Origin of the sequence: Paraburkholderia sp. IW21 (assembly GCF_041321145.1) — a bacterium.
Classification (GTDB): domain Bacteria; phylum Pseudomonadota; class Gammaproteobacteria; order Burkholderiales; family Burkholderiaceae; genus Paraburkholderia.
Window position 1 is genome coordinate 833,840 of record NZ_JBGGWA010000001.1, and the last position, 21,027, is coordinate 854,866.

Genomic DNA, 21,027 nt, shown 5'->3' on the forward strand with positions numbered 1-21,027 from the left:
GCCTTTTTTATCCCCTCCGGAAGCGGCTTAAATCAGCTGACCTGCTCCATGGGCGTCAAGGTCAATTCGAGCCGTTGTGCGCCTCGCAACACCGTCACATCGACAGGTCTGTCGATACGCGAAACATCGAGCGTGCGTTGCAGACTATCGACATCCTGAACAGCAAGCGCGTCGATCGCGACGATCGTGTCGTCGGTGCGCAGGCCGCCGAGCGCAGCCGGGCTGCCTTTGACGATTTCCATGACGCGCACGCCGCTCCCAGAGCTCAAACCGAAATAGCGCTGCACGCGCCGCGACAGCGGCGCCGTGGTGCCGGCCACGCCGATATAGGCCCGCCGCACCCGGCCGTGCGCGAAAATCTGCATGATGACCCACTTCGCCGTATCAATGGCGGTGGCGAAGCAGATCGCCTGCGCGCCCGGAATGATCGCGGTGTTCACGCCGATCACCTGGCCGGCCGAATTGATCAGCGGGCCGCCCGAATTGCCGGGATTGAGCGCGGCATCGGTCTGGATGACGTCGTAGATCATGCGGCCCGAATTCGAACGCAGTGAGCGGCCGAGCGCCGAGACTACGCCGGTCGTTACGGTTTGCGCGAGGCCGAGCGGATTGCCGACCGCGATCGCAATCTGCCCGACCCTCAGCTTCGACGATTCGCCGAGTTCGACGTGCGCCAGCGGCTCCGGCGAGCCGATGCGCAGCACGGCCAGATCGCTGCCCGGATCGTCGCCGACCAGATCGGCGTCGAATTTCGCACCGTCCGCGAGCGTCACTTTGATATGTGCGGCGCCGTGCACGACGTGGCTGTTGGTGAGCAGGTAGCCGTCGGGCGTGAACAGAAAGCCCGAGCCGCTGCCCCCGCGTGTGCCGCGGCTATCGCGCCCGGCGGGCGCGCCGGGCAGCCGGCGCTCGACGGAAATGAAGGCGACCGCCTGCTGAACGCGTTCCAGCGCGCCGATTACCGTGCGGGAATAGGCGTCGAGCAGGGCGTCGTCGGATAGTGGATCGAGTGGTTGGGGCCCGGGGGCGTCGGAGGTGGCGCGCGACAGGTTATCGATGAAGCGTGGACGGCTTCCCATGGCGATGCTCCGGATGAACGGAAATGCAGATGCGGGGCGTCACAAGGGTTTTCAAGTGGCGGCGGTGCAGGGTGCCCAGACGCGGCCTATGAGACACTTTCTTGTGCCGGCCGACGCCGGCATTTGGGTCGATGCCAGAGGGGATGCGCAAGCCCACCGTCCGAGCCAATGCCTATGCCAATGCCAATGCCGCAGCCATCACGCGCCCGCCATACCAAGGAGACAGCCGCCATGAACTCACCCGCCAGGTCAGCCGCAGCCTCTACCTCGCCGAGTACGCCGCCGGAACCGGCGGAACCGCGCATCGAGTCGCTCAGCGCCATCACGCTGGCCACCCACGATATGCGGCGCGCGGTGCTGTTTTACGAAGCGCTCGGCTTTCCGATCAAATTCGGCGGCCCGCAGGAAGCGTTTACCTCGTTTGCATTCGGTGGCTCGTATCTGAACCTGATCGTCGACACGCGCGCGCCGGTCAATTGGTGGGGCCGCGTCATCGTCTACACGTCGGATGTCGACGCGCTCTACCGGAAGGCGTTGGCGGCGGGTTTGAAACCGTCGCTCGAACCGTCCGATGCGCCGTGGGGCGAGCGCTATTTTCACATCACCGATCCGGACGGTCACGAAATCAGCTTCGCGAGGCCGCTGCGTTAGCCGCCGGCCGGTGGCGGAAAACTCGCTATCATGGGTGTTCAGAAGGCGCGCAGGTCGCAAGGGCGCATCCATCGCGCCAAGGTGCGGCTGCCGCAGCGGTAACACAGCTGACATTTCGCGCTTCGATAATCGAGCGCGTTCGCGACGCGCTTGCGCCGCATGCCTAACCATTTCCGTTGCCAGGAGAGTCGCAATGAAAGAGCTGGAATCGAGACCCGAGGCCGATGTGCTGGCAGAACGGCAACGCCGTTTCGAGGAGGACCTCATCGACGCCTACGACGAGGAACTCGAAATGGAGGTCGACGACCGCATGATCGACGGCGCGGAAGGCTTCACGCCCGAGCATCGCGAGGCGCGCAAGATGTACTTCCGCGAGCTGTTCCGGCTGCAGGGCGAGCTCGTCAAACTGCAGGACTGGATCGTGCAGACCGGCCATCGTCTCGTGGTGATTTTTGAAGGGCGCGATGCGGCCGGCAAGGGCGGCGCGATCAAACGCATCACGCAGCGGCTCAATCCGCGCGTGTGCCGCGTGGCGGCATTGCCGGCCCCGAACAACCGTGAACGCACGCAATGGTATTTCCAGCGTTATGTGTCGCATCTGCCGGCCGGCGGCGAAATGGTGCTGTTCGATCGCAGCTGGTACAACCGCGCGGGTGTCGAACGCGTGATGAATTTTTGCAGCGACGACGAGTATGAAGAGTTCTTCCGCTCCGTGCCTGAATTCGAAAAGATGCTGGCGAGAAGCGGTGTGCAGATTCTCAAATACTGGTTTTCGATCACCGACGAAGAACAGGAACTCCGCTTTCAGAACCGCATCCACGATCCGCTGAAGCAGTGGAAACTGAGTCCGATGGATCTGGAAAGCCGACGCCGCTGGGAAGCCTATACCCAGGCGAAAGAAGTCATGCTGCAGCGCTCGCATATTCCCGAGGCGCCGTGGTGGGTCGTGCAGGCGGTCGACAAGAAACGCGCTCGCCTGAACTGCATTCATCATCTGCTAAGCCAGGTGCCGTATCACGAGATCGAGCATTCGCGCGTCGAGTTGCCCGCGCGGGTGTACAACAACGAATACAGTCGTCAGCCCGTGCCGGAATCGATGATCGTGCCGGAAGTGTATTGATCGAGTGCCGGCCCGGTGTGAAATCGGCCGATGCGCACGGTCCATACGTCAGACGCTGCCTGCCGATCCTTTCGCCTACTGTACTGTTACGACGGTGTGCTTCCAGCGGTGGAATGAACGGTCGCGGCGCGTAGGCGATGCGGTGCAAGGCGCATTCCTTGCGTCTCGTCTCATGCACCTCGTGCAGCGCGGCGGTGGATAACCGGGCGGATACTCACTGGTCTTTTTTTTGCTACGCTGCCAGAGGGGTGTTTTCAAGGACCTTCGATGAAACGAGAGAGCCGGAAGATCGGGAAACAGACTGCGGACAGCCAGCCGACCGGCGCGGAACCGTCGGCGGAGGTGGCCTTCGCGTCCTACGCGGCGCCTCTCGTCGATGCTGCGATCGAATATGCTCACGCGGTGCGCGAAGACGCGTCGCCCGAAGCGTTGCACAAACTGCGCGTTTCACTGCGGCGTTTGCGTTCCTTGTGGTGGGCGTTCGAACCCTTGCTCGACAAAGGCGAGAATACGCGTCAACGGGCGCTCTATAAGTTTCTGGCGTCGGCGGCCGGCAAGACGCGCGATTGGGACATTCTGATCGAATTGATTGCACAGAAGGAGAGCATTGCCCGCGAGATGACGCCAAAGCTCCAGGAAGCGCGCGGCGGTGCGTTGGCGACGAGCCGCGAAACGCTGTCGAACGCGGACGTCAAACATCTGCTGCGGGATGCCTTGACGAGCGCCACTAAGGAGTTGAACACAGCGCACGAGCGCGTGCCGTTGCGAAAGTTCGCCGAAAAGCGTGTGAGCGATTCGGAGCGTTCGTTGAAGAAGCGTATGAAACGCGCGTCTCGTGCAAAGCGTTCCGACTACTCGTCGTTTCACGACGTCAGAAAGGCGGGAAAGAAGCTGCGCTATATGCTCGAGTTTTTCGAACCCGTTTTGAACGGCGGCCGCAAACGTACCCTGAAGCGTTTGAAGCAGATTCAGAAACGTTTCGGTACGCTGAACGATATTGTCGCCAGCGAGATGCTGTTGCGTGACAACGCGGCGTTGCTGGCCGGATCCGGAGACGCCGATTCCGCGCTTCATTGGCTCAAGAAGGAGCGCAAACGCCGGATGCGCTCGGCGGCAGGACTGCTGCGCAAACTGTGACGCGCTTCGGGGCTTTTCTGCACGCTCAAGCCCACCGGCCCGAATAACGGCATCGACTGTGCGTCCCTATCTGATTGGTCAGGCGTTCGGTTCGGTGCTTAATTCGGCGCTCAACTTGGTGCTCAATAGACCCCAGGCCAGATGTCCCGGTCAGGAGCTTTGGCTCCGATGAGGGGCGAGCCCGCGCAGGGTGACCGCGCCGCGTGCCTCGCCGTTCGATTCCGACACGCGTTTGGCCGTAGCCAGCTCGTCTGCCGGCGCTAGCGGCTCGACAGGAAAGCCGCGCCTTTGCCAGGCGTCGAGGCCGCCCCTCAGTGCGCGAATCCGCGTGTAGCCTTTGCGGCGCATCCGCTGCGTGATTTCAACGGCTGTCGCGCTGTCCGGGCAAATGCAGTAAATCACCCTGTCATAGGCGAGCAGCGCGCAGTCCACCTGTTCAGGCGAGTGCGGGTCGAGCGCCAGCACGCCCGGGATGAGGCGCCGCGCTTCATCCGCCGATGCTGGCGGGCGGGCATCCAGGACCTTGGGGGACACGATACGGCGCCATCCGCCGGCTGTCGCTTGCGCTTCGGCGGCGGATGCGGCGTCCGCGAAGCGGCGGCGTTCGCGGCGTCGCTGGTGCAGGCGGTATACCAGGTAGGCCAACGCCGTGGCCAGCAGGATGTCGAGAACCGTGCCGCCGCGTGCTTTGACGAAGGCGAGCAGCATATGCAACTGCCTTTCCGCTGCGGCGCCGCCGAGCAGCCAGAAGGTGGCCCACGCAAGGGCTCCCGCAAAGTCCCACGCAGCGTAGATGCGGGTATCGACGGCCGTTGTGCCCATGAGCGGCGGGGTGATGAGTCCCAGTCCCGGGACGAACTTCGAGATCGACACCAACGGCACGCCGAAGCGCTCGAATAGCGAGCGTGCCTTGTCGACCTTGGAATCGACCGCCGGGGAGATCCGGCCGAGGGCGGCGATCAGTTTGCGGCCATAGATGCGGCCGGCGGCAAACCATGTGCCGTCGCCGATGAGCGCGCCGAGGACGGCGGCGAACAGGATCGGCCAGAAAGACAGGGTGCCCGCGGCAATCGCCGAGCCCGCAAAGAGGAGCACGGGGACTGCGGGGATCGGCACGCCCAGGCGAGTCAGGAGGACGTTGAGGAATACGACCGCGCCGCCCCAGGTTGAAACCGCCGACGACGGAAACGCTAGCAATTGCGGAACTCCTGTATTGCGGTTGGGCCGCGTTGCGGCGGGAGCTTTTTGCCTGAACGCAAAGTGTGTTCCCGGGCCGTGTGCGTTTTGCTCGTTCGTTTGTTCGTTTGTTCGTGTTTCAGCCGGCGTTCTATTTTGATCAGGATACTCGATGAGCCTGGCTGCAGCGCCGATCGATACCTTCCGAGATAAGCCGAGTTTGCGCCGTTACTTCCTGAAGCGGTAGGCTGGTTCGTGCAGACGGTAATCCCCGAACCGTTGCCAGGCTATTTCCTGCAATTTCGTTCAAGACCGCGCATGTCCGCCGCCTCTAACCTGCATGCTCGTTCAACCGAATGGGAAAGCAGCATGAATTCACGGCATGTCGGATACCTTTTTTGCGCGCTGGCAATGATGGGGGTCGGCAGCACCGTTGTCGTCAGCAAATCGATTGCAACCGGCTTGCCGCCGTTCAGTGCAACCGCACTGCGTTTTGCCATTGCGTTTCCACTGTTCGTGCTGGTGATGCGCTTGCGTGGCGTGCGTTGGCCGCGTCTCGACAGACGCGACAGGTTGCTTGTGATCGCCCAGGCCGGTGCGGGCAGCGTCGGTTATACGGTGTTGCTCATCAGCGGCATGAAGCTCGCATCGGCCGCCGATGCAGGCGTGATCGCCGGCACCCTGCCGGCCGTGTCCGCCGTGGTCGCCATGCTGGCGCTGGGCGAGCGTCCGGCGCCAGCGGTGATCGGTGCGATCGTCCTCGCTACGTTGGGCGTGCTGGTGTGTACCGTGCGTATCGACGATTTCGCCGCGCCGCATGCGGCCAGTTCGCTGGCAGGTAACGCGCTGGTGTTCGCGGCGATCGTCTGCGAGGCGCTCTTCATCCTGCTCAACCGCAAGTTGCGCACTCCGGTCGCGCCGCTGCCGCTGTCGGCGTTGATGTGCGGTATCGGCTTCACGATAGCGATCGTGCCGGCGTGCTTCGAACGACCGTGGAACGTACCGTTCAATGCAGGTGCGCTGAGCAGCGTGGCGTACTACGCGCTCGTGCCGACCGTGGCTGGCTTCGTTCTCTGGTATGCGGGCGCTGCGCGCATCAGCGGCGCGGAAGCCGGGCTCATGACCGCGCTGGTGCCGGTGAGTGCGGTGGCGTTGGCCGCCGTCGTGTTGCGCGAGCCGGTCAGTGCCGCGCAGCTCGCGGGCGTCGCATGCGTACTGTGTGCGGTGCTGCTGGCCACTTTCGGTCAGATGCGTACGACGCGCAGCACGGCGTGAGGCGTAGCGGGTCGCTCGGCGCCATCGCCCGGAATCTTGCGATGCGATGCGATGCGAGGCAAGGCGCACACGTTGAGTGGCCCTGGGTGGCGAATCCAAGGCCGCGGCGACCATGGTGCTGCTTACGTATTGGCGACCGCAACGATTCCCGGATTGCCCACGATCGACAGAAACTCACGACGCGTTGACGGATCGGTACGGAACGTGCCGAGCATGCGCGAGGTGACCATCGTGACGCCGGCCTTGTGCACGCCACGGGTGGACATGCATTGATGCGCGGCCTCAAGAATCACGCCGACGCCTGCCGGTTGCAGCACCTCGTTCAAGGTATCGGCGATCTGCACCGTCATCTTTTCCTGGATCTGCAGACGCTTGGCGAACGCATCGACGAGGCGCGCCAGCTTCGAGATGCCGACCACCCGATGCCCGGGAAGATACGCGACGTGCGCGCGCCCGATGATCGGCACCATGTGATGCTCGCAATAGCTTTCGAAGCGGATATCTTTCAGCACGATCATTTCGTCGTAGCCGTCCACTTCGGAGAAGGTGCGGGCCAGGAGCTCGCGCGGGTCCACCTGATAACCCACGAAGAACTCCTCGTAGGAGCGCACCACGCGCGACGGCGTATCGAGCAGGCCTTCGCGCTGCGGATCGTCGCCGGCCCAACGCAGCAGCACGCGTACGGCTGCTTCAGCTTCTTCGCGGCTTGGGCGCTCCGCTGCGGCCGGGGGTTTGGTTTTCTTTGTCTTGCTGCTGGTCATCCGTCGCTCCTCCGGGATCGCGCGTCGACGGTAAACGGAGCGCGCGGGTTCAATGAGTGCGGCCATTGTTCCATGTTTTGCGTCGAGTCGTGTCTATGCCTCCTTTCGCGGCCGGGGCGCGTGCTTCGAGGCTTCCTTATTTCGGCCACTCGTCCATCTCGTCGTTGAATAGCTCGGCGACCACACCGCGCAGCCAGCTCGCACGCGGATCGTTATGAAACTTGCGATGCCAGTGCTGCCGCAGATCGAAGCGCGGCAACGGCAGCGGCGGCTCGACCAGCGTGATCGACGCATGCTCCGACACGTACGCGAAGCCGATTGCGTGCGGCACCGTTGCGAGCAGATCGGTGCGCGCGAGGATAAACGGCAGACTCATGAAGTGCGGCGTTTCGAGTACGGCGCGGCGCTTGATGCGTTTCTTTTCCAGGTAACGTTCGAGAACTTCCTGGCTGCGCCCTTCGGCACGCACGACTGCGTGGCCCGACGCCACGTACTGAGGCAGCGTGAGCGGCGCTTTCGAAAGGGGGTGGCCTGTGCGCATCAGGCAGATGAATCGATGAGTGAAAAGCCGTTGCTGAAAGAAGTTATTACCCGACAGGTCGGGGAAATAGCCGACGGCGAGGTCGACGTCGCCCGATTCGAGCCCGCGTTCCACGTGCGATGGCGAGAGCGACACCGAGCGCAGATTCGCATAGGGCGCGCGCTTGGCAAAGAGTTGCAGGAGCCGCGGCAGAAAGACGATTTCGCCCACGTCGGAGAGGGCGATGGAGAAGGTATGGGTGCTGGTGGCCGGGTCGAAGTCTTGCACGTCCAGCATGCCTTTCTCGATGCGCAGAAGCGCGTCGCGAGCGGCGGGGAGGATAGCGAGCGCGCGAGGCGTGGGCTCCATGCCTTTCGAGGTTCGAACGAAGAGCGGATCGTTGAAGTATTCCCGCAGGCGGCCTAGCGCTGTGCTGACGCGGGGTTGGCTGACGCCGAGTTGCTCCGCGGCGCGGCTGACATTCCGGGTGTCTTCCATCGCAACGAGGTAGGGGATCAGATTGAGATCCAGAGGTGTCTCTGACATGCTTTTTTCGCCTGCGGCGCGGGAGCTTGGGTATTTGGCATCTGGATAGAGGGTAGCTCAATAATCTTGGTTTTGAATAGTAGTTTTTGGCTTGCCCGGCGCCAGTTGTCTGTGAGCCCCGCCTGGGGCTTTCAAGTAAAGACACAAAAGGCAGAAGCAAAGAAACCCCGCCGCGCAGGTAAAACCCTATGATTAAGGGAAACTCCCTGCCTTGACAACCCGCCCGGAGGACAACCATAATCGCCTGAACGTTCGCTAAACGAATCAGTGTTCATATAACGAACAAATTCAAGCGAACAAACCAAAGGCGCCAGGCCGCCTCTCCAAGCGGCGAGTCGCCGTCAGCACAGGCCCGGAGACCGTCTCGCACCAGCCCTTGCCTGTAAAGGCAAAAAGCCCAGCGACACGCAGCGCCCCCAAAGGAAATTCGACATGATCAACAAGATTTTCGAGTCACTTCAATCGGCGGTCGCCGATGTCCACGACGGCGCGACCGTCATGATCGGCGGCTTCGGCACCGCCGGCATGCCGTCCGAGCTGATCGACGCGCTCATCGAACAAGGCGCGCGTGAACTCACCATCGTCAACAACAACGCGGGTAATGGCGACATCGGCCTCGCGGCGCTGCTCAAAGCCAAGCGCGTGCGCAAGATCATCTGCTCGTTCCCCCGCCAAACCGATTCGTATGTGTTCGACGCGCTCTATCGTGCCGGCGAAATCGAGCTCGAACTGGTGCCGCAAGGCAACCTCGCGGAACGCATCCGCGCAGCAGGCGCGGGCATTGGCGGTTTCTTCACGCCCACCGCCTATGGCACCAAGCTCGCCGAAGGCAAGGAAACCCGTCTGATCGACGGCAAGCACTATGTGCTGGAATCGCCGCTGCATGCGGACTTCGCACTGATCAAGGCGTACAGGGGCGATCGTTGGGGCAATCTCGTCTATCGCAAGACGGCCCGCAATTTCGGACCGATCATGGCGAGCGCCGCGAAAACCGCCATCGTGCAGGTGTCGAAAGTGGTGCCGCTTGGCGAGCTGGATCCGGAAAATATCGTTACACCAGGCATTTTCGTGCAACGCGTGATCGAAGTGCCGCAAGCGACGCATCAAGCCGAGCTCGCATCCGCGAATGCCGCCTGAGGAGACCTGACATGAAAAAACTGACCCGCGATGAAATGGCCAAGCGCGTTGCGCTGGCTATCCCTGAAGGCGCCTACGTGAACCTCGGCATCGGTGTGCCGACGCTGGTGGCCAACCACCTTGCCGCCGACAAGGAAATCTTCCTGCACAGCGAAAACGGTCTGCTCGGCATGGGCCCCGCACCGGCGAAGGGCGAGGAAGACGACGAACTGATCAACGCCGGCAAGCAGCATGTCACCCTGCTCACGGGCGGCGCCTATTTCCATCACGCGGATTCGTTCGCCATGATGCGCGGCGGCCATCTGGATTTCTGCGTGCTCGGCGCCTTCCAGGTGTCGGCGAAAGGCGATCTGGCGAACTGGCACACCGGCGCGCCCGACGCGATTCCGGCTGTCGGCGGCGCCATGGATCTGGCAATCGGCGCCAAGCAGGTCTACGTGATGATGGAACACCTGACCAAGCAGGGCGAAAGCAAGATCGCCGCTGAGTGCACGTACCCGGTGACGGGCGTGGGCTGCGTCAATCGCATTTATACGGACCTGGCGATGATCGACGTCACCGACCAGGGCCTCGTCGTGCGCGAGATATTCTCGGACATCGACTTCGATGCACTGCACAAACTGACCGGCGTGCCGCTGATCGATGGCACCCAGGCGGCTCGCACGGCTTGACTAGCCGCAAAGCCCGACCGCAACGCCACCGAAAGGTGGCTCCGGATGTCCCATAGCCACGCAAACGCGCATGAAGCGCAAACTCATGCGCGTGACGCGATCGCGTCAACGACGTTGGGGTCGCGTGCGGGGCACAATACGCCGCAACGCCGTGTGCGGTAGGCTGTCTACTTGTCCACGCGCTACTTACTGTGCGTAAGGCGCGTGTCAGCGTGCCGAACGCCGCGGCGAAACCTTCTCTCTCGATTCCCTCGATCATCGACGCCATCATGCTCGACTCCAGCGCCCGTCTGACCGGCCTTCTTTGCGGCACGCAGCCGATGAACGACATCTGGGCGCCGCGTGCCACGCTGCAGCGGATGCTCGATGTCGAAGCAGCACTCGCGCACGCTTCGGCCGCCCATAACGTGATTCCGCTAACCGCCGTGGCGGCCATCGAAGCGGCCTGCCAGGCCGATCAACTCGACGCCGACGCTCTCGCGCGCGACGCGGCACTCGGCGGCAACCTCGCGATTCCCCTCGTCAAACAACTCACCGCGCGCGTCAAAGCGGCGGACGCTGAAGCGTCGAAGTACGTTCATTGGGGCGCGACGAGCCAGGACATCATCGATACGGCGACGGTGCTGCAACTGCGCGACACCTTCGACCTGCTCGACAGCGGTTTGCAATCCACTTGCGATGCGTTGGCGAAACTCGCGGCCACCCATCGCGCGACGCCGATGATCGGCCGCACGTGGCTGCAGCAGGCGCTGCCGATCACGCTCGGCCTGAAATTCGCGCAATGGCTCGACGCGCTACTGCGTCACCGTGAACGGCTCGACGCGCTGCGTACTCGCGTGCTGGTGCTGCAATTCGGCGGCGCGGCGGGCACGCTGGCGAGCCTGCGCGATGCGGCGCCGCAAGTCACTCAAGCGCTGGCAAAAGAACTCGATCTCGCCGTGCCGACCTTACCGTGGCACACGCAGCGCGACCGCATTGCCGAGACAGCGTCGCTGTTCGGCATGCTGATCGGCACGCTGGGCAAAATCGCACGCGATATCTCCCTGCAGATGCAAACCGAAATCGACGAACTCGCCGAGCCTGCCGCGGCAGGCAAGGGCGGTTCGTCGACAATGCCGCACAAGCGCAACCCGGTCGGCTGCGCGGCGGTGCTGACGGCCGCGACCCGGGCACCGGGGTTGGTTGCCACGGTATTCGCCGGCATGGTGCAGGAGCACGAGCGCGCGCTGGGCGGCTGGCAAGCCGAGTGGGACGCGCTGCCGGACCTCGCGCGCCTCGCGGGCGGCGCGCTCGCCAACATCGAACAGATTGTCGTTGGGCTCAACGTGAATGTGCCGCGTCTCGCGGCGAATCTCGACGTCACGCACGGCCTGATTCTCGGCGAGGCAGTGATGCTCGCGCTTGGCGACAGCATCGGCCGGCTCGATGCGCATCATCTCGTGGAGCGCGCCTCGAAGACTGCGATTCGCGATGGTCAGACGCTCTTCGACGTGCTGTCGGCAGACGCTGCCGTAACCGAACATCTTCCGCCCGAGCGCTTGCGGCAACTGCTCGACCCCGCTCAATACGTCGGCCAGGCCCATGCTTATGTGGACGCCGCACTGGCACTTCATACCATGCGCGCCAAGCGCGCCCATTCCAAGGAGTAACCGGCATGCCCTACGCCGCAGTCAACGGTACTGAACTTCATTATCGAATCGATGGTGACCGTCACGGCAAAGCGCCGTGGATCGTGTTGTCGAATTCGCTCGGCAGCGATATGTCGATGTGGACGCCGCAAGTCGCGGCGCTGTCCAGACATTTCCGGGTGCTGCGCTACGACACGCGTGGTCATGGTCACTCGGAAGCCCCGAAAGGTCCGTACACGATCGAGCAGCTGACCGGCGACGTGCTCGGCCTGATGGACACGCTGAAGATCGCTCGCGCGAATTTCTGCGGCCTGTCGATGGGCGGCCTCACCGGCGTGGCGTTGGCCGCGCGTCACGCGAATCGACTCGAACGCGTCGTGCTGTGCAATACGGCGGCGCGCATCGGTTCGCCGGACGTGTGGGTGCCGCGCGCAGCGAAAGCCCGCACGGAAGGCATGCTCGCGCTGGCCGATACGGTCTTGGCGCGCTGGTTCACCGCCGACTACATCGAGCGCGAGCCGGTGGTCCTCGCGATGATCCGCGATGTGTTCGTGCATACCGACAAGGAAGGCTACGCATCGAATTGCGACGCCATCGACGCCACCGATCTGCGCCCTGAAGCACCCGGCATCAAGGTGCCGGCGCTGGTGATCAGCGGCACGCACGATCTGGCCGCGACGCCGGCGCAGGGTCGCGAACTGGCGCAGGCGATTCCGGGCGCGCGTTACGTCGAACTGGACGCCTCGCATATTTCCAACATCGAGAAAGCCGACGCCTTCACGAAGACCGTGATGGACTTTCTGACGGAGCAGAAATGAACGACGAAGACCGCTATAAAGCCGGACTCGGTGTGCGCCGGGCGGTGCTGGGCAGCGCGCACGTCGACCGGTCGCTCGCGAACCGAACCGGGTTGACGGAAGAGTTCCAGAACTTGATCACGCGTTATGCGTGGGGCGAAATCTGGACGCGTGAAGGTTTGCCGCGTCACACGCGCAGCCTGTTGACCATCGCGATGATGGTCGCGCTCAATCGCAGCGAAGAGCTCGCACTGCACTTGCGCGCCGCGAAGAACAACGGCGTGACGCGCGAGCAGATCAAGGAAGTGCTGCTGCAAACCGCGATCTATTGCGGCGTGCCGGCAGCCAATTCGGCATTTCATCTGGCCGATAAACTGTTCCGTGAAGACGACGCTGCGGCGACAAAGCCGTAACGACGTTGCGACGCTGGCGCGGCGTGTGGCCGCGTCGACATTCGCCGCGTGCCGCGCCATCGTGTTTTTCCGCCGGACGGTAGCGGCTCGAACGTGGGATGCAGAGCCTGACGCGTGAGTCAGGTGAAACGCGCTTCAAGTAAGAGAGGCGCCAGCGCCCGAACCTTTCGCGATAGTTGTTGTGCATTTGCGCGGCCTTCGACCGCGAATGACGTTCCGAGGCCCGCCCACCAGCGGGCCATTTTTCGTCGACGCATTGGATGGCCATCCACTGAAAGGTGCGCTATTTTTGTGGTATCGCATCGCTACACTTACGTGTTGACGCCGCCGAAACGGTTTTTCTGTTTGAGGCCATTCATGCGCGACTGCATAGTTCGATGTACAAAGATTCGCACTCAAAGTTGCGGCTACGCTCGCGGCTAGCATTATGGCGAACCGCAGTAAGTGAGGTTCTCCGTTCGCGTGTCTAAGGAAGCCCGCCGCCACGCGGGCTCTTTTGCACATACACACTACTTCGTGCCGCTTTCCTCTGCTTCCATTTCCCGTTCGCGCAGTTCAATGATGCCCCAAGTGCATTGAGTTCTTCTGTTGCGCCGGTTTCAATCTGCAAATCGTTGATGGTGTCGCGGTTAACGATGATGTGTACCGGGTGTTCTCTTTCGCTGTAGATCGTAATTTTCATGGTTTGCGCCTCCGCTGGATGCCCGCACGGCGGCCGTTATTGGCGCGCAGATTAGCGCGATCCTGCTTTGACGCTGTCAATTTCAGCCGGTCTGTGAAGATGTGTTGCGCGACGGCGCTTTTCAGAATTGTCCTATTTTGGCTCCCAACTCCCCGATGCAGTGTCGCCTTATTACGCAGTTCTAACGACGCGTTACAAAAGGGAGATGTATGAGAATAAACGAACCGTCTTGCGGGCCAGCAGGCAACCTCGCCCGTCTACTGGCCGCATTCATATTGTTGATAGTGGCCTTCGGGGCGCGCGCGGGAACCGACGAGGAGTGCCTTGCGCTTTATCCGAAGTCACATGCGATCCGGGGGACCCAGTCGTGCCCCCTCGACGTTTCAAGCAATACCCCCATCGGTCTCGGCACCTACGACTGCGTGGGCAGGACCGATCTGATTATTCCCTGGTGTGCCGGAACAGACTCCCAACCCGAAAAGTCCTGTCCGGTTGCCGATCCTGTTTATCCGGGCAGCGGCGCTGTCACGCTCGACAGCGCGGATTTCGTCAGCGGCGACGACATGCCGATGGTGTTCTCACGTACCTACCGTTCAGCTTCGCTCGGTGCATCCGCCAATGCGATGGGACCGGCCTGGTTCCACAATTGGCAACGTCAACTGAATCTTGCTAGCGCCAACAACGGCGGCTCCTCGAAGATCGTCGCGTTCCGCGAGAACGGTGAACCGGTCACCTTCAACTGGTCGGGCGGCTACTGGCGCACGGCAGCATTCACCGGCTTCACTTTGACGCAGACGGGCTCGGACTGGCTTCTGACCAATCAGTTTTCTGGTACTGCCGAAACGTACTCGTCCAAGGGCGTTCTGCTCTCGGAGCGCACAAAGAATGGCTTCACGCGAACCCTGAGCTATGACGGCTCCGGGTGCCTCAGCACGATCACGCAGCATGGCGACGATGCACTGGTGAAGTTTGATCTGACGCTCCGCCTCGATTACGACAGCAAGAGCCGCATCTACAGGCTGACCGATCCGATGGGTGGCATCACCCAGTACGCGTATGACGCGAACAACAACCTCGTCTCAGCTACCTGGCCCGACGGCAACGTCCGCCGCTACGTGTACGACGACAAACGGTTCGCCAATGCGATCACGGGTGAGATTGATGAAACCGGTACACGCATCGCTACGTGGACCTATAACGCGGATGGCAGGGCCACTGCGGTCAGTCACCCGGACACGACGCGCAACGTGCAGTTCGCCTATAGCAGTGGCTCGACGGCGGTTACCGACAGCCGGGGCACGACGACGCTGGGCTTCACATCGATAGGCGGCACGCTCCGGCCTACCGCAAGCAGTTCAGCATCAGCGACAACGTCCACCACGTGGGCCACATCGGGCAACGTGCTCAAGGAGACGACTGCGAGCGGTGGTACTGCCGACTACAGCTACGACGATGCGGGCCGGCCTGTCCGCTGGACGGCACAGCACCCAGCCACCGGGACGCGGATCGTTTCCACACGCTATGCCGACGCGACAAGTATCCGGCCTTACATGATCGCGTCACCCGGCAAGCTGCGCACGTTCGTGTACGACGATCGCGGCAACATTACCGGGTATAGCGAGCGCAAGACCAGCGACCCGACAGGCGCGAGCGCGTTCGACGCTGCGTGGGACGGCGAGCAGCAGCGGACCACCGGCGTCCGCTACGACGCTCTGAATCGCGTGACCGGCGCACGCGTCTACGTCAACAACCAGCTTACCGAGGACTGGGTCTATTTCTACGACACCACCGGCAATCTGGAGACCGCGCAGAACCTCAAGTCGCCCTGGTTGCGTGGAAACTTCGGACGGGATGCTGCGCATCGCGTGACGAGGCAGTCCAGCAACGGTTTTACCGCTGGAATTACTTATGACCAGCGCGGCAGGATAACGCGATTCAAATACGACGAGACGGCCGCACCGACAAACGGCCGCGTGGCACGCGTTCTTACCGTGGACTATGGCTATGCATCGGACGGTCAACTGGTCTCCCGCAGCGGCACGGTGGCGACGAACGGCGGTGCGCCCGTTTCGATCAGCAGCGATGAGATTGACCAGTGGCTCGATAACTACGAGGCTGGTATCGATCCAGTTGGACCGCCCCCGGGCACGCTTGGATGGGCTCGCTCATTGCTTCGGGCATCGTCCGAGCCGGGGCTCATTCCGATCTGTGTCGAGTGTATGTTCAATCCCGCGCTCAGTTGGGGTTGGGCGATGTCGTCGGACAATGACGACCCGTTCGGTATTGTCGGTATCGCTGGCACACTTCGCGGCGCGGTCAATGGGATCGCTAACCTGTGCAAGCCGACGCAGGTTACGATTGATGACTTGCTGGCTGCCGCGAACAAACCATATAACAACACGGGTCTAAGTGGACTTGCGCGTTCGTGGGACAAGCACTCTCCCCGTGACTCCAACTACTATCCACCATTGAAGGGAAACATAGAGGAAAAAAACGCTACCGCGAGTAAGTGGGCCCGAGACCTTCTTGAAAATCCGACCACCATAAGGAATGAACTGAACCGTGGAGGGTTCGAATACCGAGCACCAGACGGTACAGGAATGCGATTTGAAGGCGATGGTAGGTTTGTCGGTGTTCTAAATCCAAAACAGGTGCCTTGATGAAAACGCAGATGGTAAATAACGTCGAACTCGTGTGGTCGTCTGCCCCTCTGGAATACGACTACGTAACGTTAGAGATCCTTTTAGATAGGGACCCGGTGGTTGTGGTCAACCGAGAAAAAGGACTGGACAATCTTGAAGTTGAACTATTTGGCCCGACGCCGACAGGAACGATGATGTATAAGCTTCCTCTCGAACGCCTAATAGACGCGCTCATCGAATGTCGCGATGGAATGAAGGAGTCCACGTGGAAGGAACCACCTGACGACAGCCCGAGCGCATAGAGATGTGGCAACAGAAAGGGCGCGAAGATTTTCGCCCTTTCTTCATATCAGCTTTCCCGCGTCAGTTTTGCGCAGTCTTGGGTTGCGATCGATCAGTGGCTCGATAACTACGAGGCCGGTATCGATCCGGTTGGGCCGCCACCGGCCACGCTTGGATGGGCTCGCTAATTGCTTCGGGCATCGTCCGAGCCAGGGCTCATTCCGATCTGTGTCGAGTGTATGTTCAATCCCGCGCTCAGTTGGGGTTGGGCGATGTCGTCGGACAATGACGACCCGTTGCAAAACCATGCTTGAGCAGGAGCCTGATGGCTGAAAGGCGTCCGGCATTTCAGCGTTAGAGAAAGGCGCGGGCAATCGCGCCAGTCAACGGCCATGCTGCTCGCACTCTCACCGTGAACGATCGCTGTGCGGCCGCGAACGATGAACTGCACCCCAAATGTTTGGTACCATCAAGAGGCATTAGACAGCAATGATGACTGGCCGTGAAACTCTAATAGAGCAAAAGAACGCTACAGCCGAAGCATGGTTACGTGAATGATGCAAGATCCGAATACTGTTCGGAAGGACCTAGGCCGTGGTGGCGTACAGTATCGAGCATCAGACGGCACAGGTGTGCGTTGGAATGAAGGTGGTCGTTTTAGCGGTGTGCTGAACTCTGGGGAACATTGAATATGGACTTGGGCAAGCTTGAATTGGTCTGGTCGTCTGCTATGGACGAAATATGAAGAGTTGACCCTCGAGGTTCTGCTGGACGGTTATCCAGTTGTCCGTGTCAATCAGGAAAATGGGGTGGAGAATCTTGTGGCCGAGTTAGGCGGACCCGAACCGGATGGCTCGATGGCTCGCAAAGTTCGTCTCAGCGAATTGATTCAGGCTTTAATCAAAATTGTTCAGTTGATGCATACACCTAAACCGGGCGCGGCAAGGGCCGATGCCTAAGCAAGGACTCGCTATGAAAACTAAGATAGTCGAACGAGTGGAGACCGTTTGGTCATCGGCGCCTGGCGAATACAGCTTTGTGACATTGGAAGTATTGCTGGACAGAAATCCGGTTGTCGTCATCAATCGTGAGAAAGGACTGGACAACCTTGAAGTTGAGTTATTCGGACCGACCCCGGACGGCGCTATGGTCTACAAATTATCATTAGACCGCCTTATCAACGCCCTGATAGACGGTCGCAAGGGAATGCTAGAGTCACCTTGGACAGGTCTTTCCGAGGGCGACTCGAACAAATAGTGGCTTAGTGAAAAAAGGCGCGAGCAATCGCGCCTTCAGACTGCTGACCAAACCCACGTTTTTCGGAGTGTTTCGTTGCTGCGGCGTGGCGGCCGCTAGTTGCAGTCAGTGCTGTGCGGTCACCGCTTGCGTGCGGTGGCGCATTTCACGGTCGATGATTTCCGCTCGGCGTTGCCGCGCCGCAAAATGTCGGCCCGCACATCGGGGGCGAGAATGTACAGAGTGTCGGTTGCGATGAGGGAAAACGCTACTTCCTCCGCGACTGCACGATCCTTGTTGAAATCAACACAATCAATGCGTGTGCTCGTCAGGTCTGTATAGTCCTTTTGCTGGACCTTCCCGGGCGGTATGTACGATTGAATGGTCCGCGCAAGAGCAGCGAGATTGGTGAACGGTGCAATATGCCGCTTGCTCCCCTTGGCGGCTTCCTTCGCAAGGCGTGGAACCGGGAGGTCTGTGCTGATGCTGTGGGCTTGCTGGATAGGAGAGGACGCAGCCGATTTGGTCAGTGTGTGATTTCCGGGGTATTCCTGAATCGCCCGACACTCGCTTCAGGCAATCCTGCTTTCGTTCACCACGGCCGTTTCGGCCGGCAACTACAAGCGCACCGCGCGCAACACCGTGTCCTTGATGACCTCGCGCCAATGTGCGAGCGCTGCCTTGTCCATCAGCGATTCACCGAGAAACGCGCCTAGGGTGTACTGATTGGCGTTATAAAAATAGCCAAGCGACGCAATCATCAGGTACACGTCGCGCGCCTTGATGTCGGCACGAAAGACGCCTTGCGCCTTCCCCGCGTCCAACAACTTCTGCACGACCGAAATCGCATAGCCGGAAATCTCCTTCAGTTTCGACGATTTCCTCGCGTGTTTGCCCTGATGCAGATTCTCGCTCGACAACAGCGTGACGAACTCGGGGTGATCGAGGTAGTACTGCCAGACGAATTCGACCATCTGCTGAAGGCCATGCACGGGATCGTCCAGATCGAGATCGAGCTTGCTTTCGGCCTCGTTGAACTGTGTGTAGATCGTCTCCAGCACTTCGACAAACAACTGTTCCTTGCTGCCGAAGTAGTAATAGATCATCCGGTCGTGCGAACGCGCGGCCTTTGAAATACTTTCGACGCGGCCGCTTGCATAGCCCTGCTTCGCAAAGACCTTGATCGCCGCTTTCAGAATCTTGGCGCGCGTGTCCTGCGCCTGTTTCGCACGGATACCGGTAGCGCCTGGCTTGCGGGCGGCAGTGGGACTCATGGCGGTCTCGGCTCTCTTTGTTAGCGTCAGGTTGAATGGCACGCGCCGCAGCCGCTCACATACGCTAGAGCATGGCGCGCCTTCATCACACAGCCGACCTCACACGCTGCGAATTGCGCTGCGCGATCCTATGCTTCGGCGTAGATTGAATCGGCATTCCCATTGCGATGCGGCGCCGCAGCATTCACACGGCCGCTGGGAAAACACATTGCACAGTCTATTTTGATCGGGTAGATTTCAATCGAGTTTGGTGTAGTGGATACTACACGAACGGTAAGTGATCGCAACATGGAAAAATGCGGATCACGCGAAAGTCCCTTGAAACAGGGATTATTCGTCAGCCGGGCAGGACCGATTGTAATGTCGTCGTATGGGAACCCCGCCATGACAGAACATACGAAGGTCGATTTCGGTGCGGAGAGCGTCGACGGCGAAACCGCCTCGACGCCGGGTCCGACCGTGCTCGAGAAAGCGACGCCGCGCAGCGAGCGGATGGCCGCGAACAAGATCGAATGCAATGCGTGCCCGGTGTTGTGCCAGATATCGGAAGGGCGTACCGGCGCGTGCGATCGGTATGCGAATGCGGAGGGGCGGCTGATTCGCGTCGACCCTGTCGTGTTTCTTTCACGCGCTGGGGCTTCATCCGAGGCGAGCACAAGCAGTGCGAGTGCCACGGTCGAATTTGGTGCATCGTCCGAAGCGCATGATCCTGCCGCGGAACAGGCGCTGTTTGTTACCGGCGTCGGTGCCTCCTCCACTTATCCTGACTACAAGCCCGCGCCCTTTATCGTTTCTTCGAAGCTCGACGACGTCGATATGATTACCGTCGTCACCGAGGGCATTTTCAGCTATTGCAGCTTCAAGGTGAAGATCGATACCGACCGCTTTCTCGGGCCGGAGCAATCGAACGTGCGTTGCCATGGCGAGATCGTCGGCCACGTGACCACGGCGGAGTACGGCTCGCAGATGCTGAGCCTCGGCGGTGTCCATCATTTGACCGGCGGCAGCAAGAAAGAAGGCCGCGTGACATGCGACATGATGCTCGCGCTCGGCAACAAGGAAGCGGTGGAGTTGACCATCGACGGCGGCGCGAGTCTGGTGATTCGCGCGGGCGCGGCGCCGATCGTCGACGGCGTGGAAGAGCAGCGCATGCGCGTGGGCTGCGGGTCGGCCACCATCGGCATCTTCGCGAAGCAATGGTTCGGACATGCCGACGAAGTGGTGGTCGTCGACGATCACATCACCGGCGTGCTCACAGAACACCAGGCGGGCCGCTGCCTCGGCATGACGCGCTCAGGTCTGAAGATTCGCGGACGCAAATCGACGCCAGGCCGCTATTTTCAGGTGGCGAATCCCGGCACCGGTTGGGGTGGCACCGACATTCAGGACCCGCTGGCGATTGTCGAAGGCTTCGATCCCGCCGTGGCGAAACCGGGTATGCGCTTGCTGATGGTCTCGACCACCGGCGAACACGCGCAGTGGTATGAACTCGATCAGAACCTCGTGCCCCGCATTGCAGCGATGCCGGATGCCGTGCGCAACACGGTCGAACGAATCGGCGAGAACTGCGAGCCGTCGCTCGCGACCGTGCTGTTTCTCGGCGGCGCAGGCGGCAGTCTGCGCGCAGGCGCAACGGAGAACCCGGTGCTGCTGACGCGCGCCATCAAACAGAAGCTGGTCAACGTGACGTGTGGCGGCGCACCGGCCTATGTGTGGCCGGGCGGCGGCATCACGGTCATGGTCGATGTTTCGCGCATGCCCGATCGATCGTTCGGCACCGTGCCGACGCCCGCGATTGTCGCGCCGATCGAATTCACCATGACGTATGACGCGTATCGCGATCTCGGTGGCCATCTCGACGCGGTGCGTTCGCTTGAAAGCGTGCTGGCGAACGGGCCGGAACATACGGAAGGGGCGCCACTCGCGCGCCGCATCGTGGCGCGCAATCCCGACAATCCGTGGCCGCCCGCCATGCCGCCGATGCTCGGCTGACGGCGACA

20 protein-coding genes are annotated in these 21,027 nt (G+C 61.3%); 14 read left to right on the top strand and 6 right to left on the bottom strand.

All coding sequences use genetic code 11. The features are described 5' to 3' along the window. Positions 1-32 precede the first annotated feature (32 nt). Positions 33-1,079, bottom strand: coding sequence for a S1C family serine protease (locus tag ACAX43_RS03660; RefSeq protein WP_370707034.1), 1,047 nt, complete (start codon positions 1,077-1,079; stop codon positions 33-35). Between the two features lie 231 nt (positions 1,080-1,310). On the opposite strand from ACAX43_RS03660, the gene ACAX43_RS03665 reads away from it, so the two are divergent. From ACAX43_RS03665 to ACAX43_RS03675, 3 genes are all read left to right on the top strand, one after another. Next, entirely contained in the window at positions 1,311-1,730 is a 420-nt protein-coding gene (locus tag ACAX43_RS03665) for a VOC family protein (RefSeq protein ID WP_370707035.1), read from the top strand. A 193-nt stretch (positions 1,731-1,923) separates the two neighbouring features. Beyond that, positions 1,924-2,850, top strand: coding sequence for a polyphosphate kinase 2 (gene ppk2 / locus ACAX43_RS03670; protein ID WP_370707036.1), 927 nt, complete (start codon positions 1,924-1,926; stop codon positions 2,848-2,850). Between the two features lie 267 nt (positions 2,851-3,117). Further along, positions 3,118-3,987 carry a CHAD domain-containing protein gene (locus ACAX43_RS03675; RefSeq protein WP_370707037.1) on the top strand — a complete coding sequence of 290 codons (870 nt, stop codon included), beginning with the start codon at positions 3,118-3,120 and terminating at the stop codon, positions 3,985-3,987. A gap of 150 nt (positions 3,988-4,137) precedes the next feature. Here ACAX43_RS03675 and ACAX43_RS03680 read toward each other — a convergent pair whose 3' ends face one another. Beyond that, on the bottom strand, positions 4,138-5,184 hold the full coding sequence (locus tag ACAX43_RS03680) for a VTT domain-containing protein (protein ID WP_370707038.1): 1,047 nt from the start codon (positions 5,182-5,184) through the stop codon (positions 4,138-4,140). 348 nt (positions 5,185-5,532) lie between these two features. Here ACAX43_RS03680 and ACAX43_RS03685 point away from each other — a divergent pair, with 348 nt between their 5' ends. Then, positions 5,533-6,438, top strand: a complete 906-nt coding sequence (locus ACAX43_RS03685; RefSeq protein WP_370707039.1) for a DMT family transporter — start codon at positions 5,533-5,535, stop codon at positions 6,436-6,438. 122 nt (positions 6,439-6,560) lie between these two features. Here ACAX43_RS03685 and folE read toward each other — a convergent pair whose 3' ends face one another. Together folE and ACAX43_RS03695 are read right to left on the bottom strand one after the other, a co-directional pair. After that, the gene (gene folE, locus ACAX43_RS03690) at positions 6,561-7,199 is read right to left on the bottom strand and encodes a GTP cyclohydrolase I FolE (RefSeq protein ID WP_370707040.1); all 639 of its coding nucleotides are present in this window, start codon (positions 7,197-7,199) and stop codon (positions 6,561-6,563) included. Positions 7,200-7,335: 136 nt separating this feature from the next. Then, on the bottom strand, positions 7,336-8,265 hold the full coding sequence (locus tag ACAX43_RS03695; protein ID WP_370707041.1) for a LysR family transcriptional regulator: 930 nt from the start codon (positions 8,263-8,265) through the stop codon (positions 7,336-7,338). A 432-nt stretch (positions 8,266-8,697) separates the two neighbouring features. Here ACAX43_RS03695 and ACAX43_RS03700 point away from each other — a divergent pair, with 432 nt between their 5' ends. The 5 genes from ACAX43_RS03700 (at position 8,698) to pcaC (ending at position 12,911) form a co-directional block, all read left to right on the top strand. Then, complete coding sequence (locus ACAX43_RS03700; RefSeq protein ID WP_370707042.1) at positions 8,698-9,402, top strand: 3-oxoacid CoA-transferase subunit A; 705 nt, start codon at positions 8,698-8,700, stop codon at positions 9,400-9,402. A gap of 11 nt (positions 9,403-9,413) precedes the next feature. After that, positions 9,414-10,073, top strand: a complete 660-nt coding sequence (locus ACAX43_RS03705; RefSeq protein ID WP_370707043.1) for a 3-oxoacid CoA-transferase subunit B — start codon at positions 9,414-9,416, stop codon at positions 10,071-10,073. A 269-nt stretch (positions 10,074-10,342) separates the two neighbouring features. Further along, a complete protein-coding gene (locus tag ACAX43_RS03710) occupies positions 10,343-11,722 on the top strand; it encodes a 3-carboxy-cis,cis-muconate cycloisomerase (protein WP_370707104.1) in 1,380 nt (459 codons plus the stop codon). A gap of 5 nt (positions 11,723-11,727) precedes the next feature. Continuing rightward, the gene (pcaD, locus tag ACAX43_RS03715; protein ID WP_370707044.1) at positions 11,728-12,519 is read left to right on the top strand and encodes a 3-oxoadipate enol-lactonase; all 792 of its coding nucleotides are present in this window, start codon (positions 11,728-11,730) and stop codon (positions 12,517-12,519) included. After that, positions 12,516-12,911: a 4-carboxymuconolactone decarboxylase gene (gene pcaC, locus ACAX43_RS03720; protein WP_370707045.1), complete on the top strand. Its 396-nt coding sequence runs from the start codon at positions 12,516-12,518 to the stop codon at positions 12,909-12,911. Before pcaD ends, pcaC begins: the two co-directional genes overlap by 4 nt. Positions 12,912-13,377: 466 nt before the next feature. On the opposite strand, the gene ACAX43_RS03725 is transcribed toward pcaC, so the two are convergent. Next, positions 13,378-13,593, bottom strand: coding sequence for a hypothetical protein (locus tag ACAX43_RS03725; RefSeq protein ID WP_370707046.1), 216 nt, complete (start codon positions 13,591-13,593; stop codon positions 13,378-13,380). Between the two features lie 209 nt (positions 13,594-13,802). On the opposite strand from ACAX43_RS03725, the gene ACAX43_RS03730 reads away from it, so the two are divergent. The 4 genes from ACAX43_RS03730 to ACAX43_RS03745 all read left to right on the top strand — a co-directional run bounded on the left by ACAX43_RS03730 (position 13,803) and on the right by ACAX43_RS03745 (position 17,774). Then, complete coding sequence (locus ACAX43_RS03730; RefSeq protein ID WP_370707047.1) at positions 13,803-16,253, top strand: DUF6531 domain-containing protein; 2,451 nt, start codon at positions 13,803-13,805, stop codon at positions 16,251-16,253. After that, a complete protein-coding gene (locus ACAX43_RS03735) occupies positions 16,253-16,537 on the top strand; it encodes a hypothetical protein (protein WP_370707048.1) in 285 nt (94 codons plus the stop codon). The genes ACAX43_RS03730 and ACAX43_RS03735 overlap by 1 nt, the downstream gene beginning before the upstream one ends. 687 nt (positions 16,538-17,224) lie before the next feature. Continuing rightward, the gene (locus tag ACAX43_RS03740; RefSeq protein WP_370707049.1) at positions 17,225-17,476 is read left to right on the top strand and encodes a hypothetical protein; all 252 of its coding nucleotides are present in this window, start codon (positions 17,225-17,227) and stop codon (positions 17,474-17,476) included. Positions 17,477-17,489: 13 nt separating this feature from the next. After that, complete coding sequence (locus ACAX43_RS03745) at positions 17,490-17,774, top strand: hypothetical protein (RefSeq protein ID WP_370707050.1); 285 nt, start codon at positions 17,490-17,492, stop codon at positions 17,772-17,774. 596 nt (positions 17,775-18,370) lie between these two features. On the opposite strand, the gene ACAX43_RS03750 is transcribed toward ACAX43_RS03745, so the two are convergent. After that, positions 18,371-19,027 (bottom strand): TetR family transcriptional regulator, encoded by a 657-nt coding sequence (locus ACAX43_RS03750; protein ID WP_370707051.1) that lies wholly within the window; start codon positions 19,025-19,027, stop codon positions 18,371-18,373. Positions 19,028-19,411: 384 nt separating this feature from the next. Here ACAX43_RS03750 and ACAX43_RS03755 point away from each other — a divergent pair, with 384 nt between their 5' ends. Next, on the top strand, positions 19,412-21,019 hold the full coding sequence (locus ACAX43_RS03755; RefSeq protein WP_370707052.1) for a 6-hydroxynicotinate reductase: 1,608 nt from the start codon (positions 19,412-19,414) through the stop codon (positions 21,017-21,019). The last annotated feature ends 8 nt before the right edge of the window (positions 21,020-21,027 follow it).

What these genes read in the sequence shown, in the direction of transcription:
- ACAX43_RS03710 (WP_370707104.1), top strand. Translation starts at nt 10,343, where the DNA reads ATGCTCGACTCCAGCGCCCGTCTGACCGGCCTTCTTTGCGGCACGCAG.
- pcaC (WP_370707045.1), top strand. Translation starts at nt 12,516, where the DNA reads ATGAACGACGAAGACCGCTATAAAGCCGGACTCGGTGTGCGCCGGGCG.
- ACAX43_RS03665 (WP_370707035.1), top strand. Translation starts at nt 1,311, where the DNA reads ATGAACTCACCCGCCAGGTCAGCCGCAGCCTCTACCTCGCCGAGTACG.
- ACAX43_RS03735 (WP_370707048.1), top strand. Translation starts at nt 16,253, where the DNA reads ATGAAAACGCAGATGGTAAATAACGTCGAACTCGTGTGGTCGTCTGCC.
- ppk2 (WP_370707036.1), top strand. Translation starts at nt 1,924, where the DNA reads ATGAAAGAGCTGGAATCGAGACCCGAGGCCGATGTGCTGGCAGAACGG.
- ACAX43_RS03675 (WP_370707037.1), top strand. Translation starts at nt 3,118, where the DNA reads ATGAAACGAGAGAGCCGGAAGATCGGGAAACAGACTGCGGACAGCCAG.
- ACAX43_RS03700 (WP_370707042.1), top strand. Translation starts at nt 8,698, where the DNA reads ATGATCAACAAGATTTTCGAGTCACTTCAATCGGCGGTCGCCGATGTC.
- ACAX43_RS03695 (WP_370707041.1), bottom strand. Translation starts at nt 8,265, where the DNA reads ATGTCAGAGACACCTCTGGATCTCAATCTGATCCCCTACCTCGTTGCG.
- ACAX43_RS03750 (WP_370707051.1), bottom strand. Translation starts at nt 19,027, where the DNA reads ATGAGTCCCACTGCCGCCCGCAAGCCAGGCGCTACCGGTATCCGTGCG.
- ACAX43_RS03730 (WP_370707047.1), top strand. Translation starts at nt 13,803, where the DNA reads ATGAGAATAAACGAACCGTCTTGCGGGCCAGCAGGCAACCTCGCCCGT.
- pcaD (WP_370707044.1), top strand. Translation starts at nt 11,728, where the DNA reads ATGCCCTACGCCGCAGTCAACGGTACTGAACTTCATTATCGAATCGAT.
- ACAX43_RS03725 (WP_370707046.1), bottom strand. Translation starts at nt 13,593, where the DNA reads ATGAAAATTACGATCTACAGCGAAAGAGAACACCCGGTACACATCATC.
- ACAX43_RS03745 (WP_370707050.1), top strand. Translation starts at nt 17,490, where the DNA reads ATGAAAACTAAGATAGTCGAACGAGTGGAGACCGTTTGGTCATCGGCG.
- ACAX43_RS03685 (WP_370707039.1), top strand. Translation starts at nt 5,533, where the DNA reads ATGAATTCACGGCATGTCGGATACCTTTTTTGCGCGCTGGCAATGATG.
- ACAX43_RS03660 (WP_370707034.1), bottom strand. Translation starts at nt 1,079, where the DNA reads ATGGGAAGCCGTCCACGCTTCATCGATAACCTGTCGCGCGCCACCTCC.
- ACAX43_RS03755 (WP_370707052.1), top strand. Translation starts at nt 19,412, where the DNA reads ATGACAGAACATACGAAGGTCGATTTCGGTGCGGAGAGCGTCGACGGC.
- folE (WP_370707040.1), bottom strand. Translation starts at nt 7,199, where the DNA reads ATGACCAGCAGCAAGACAAAGAAAACCAAACCCCCGGCCGCAGCGGAG.
- ACAX43_RS03705 (WP_370707043.1), top strand. Translation starts at nt 9,414, where the DNA reads ATGAAAAAACTGACCCGCGATGAAATGGCCAAGCGCGTTGCGCTGGCT.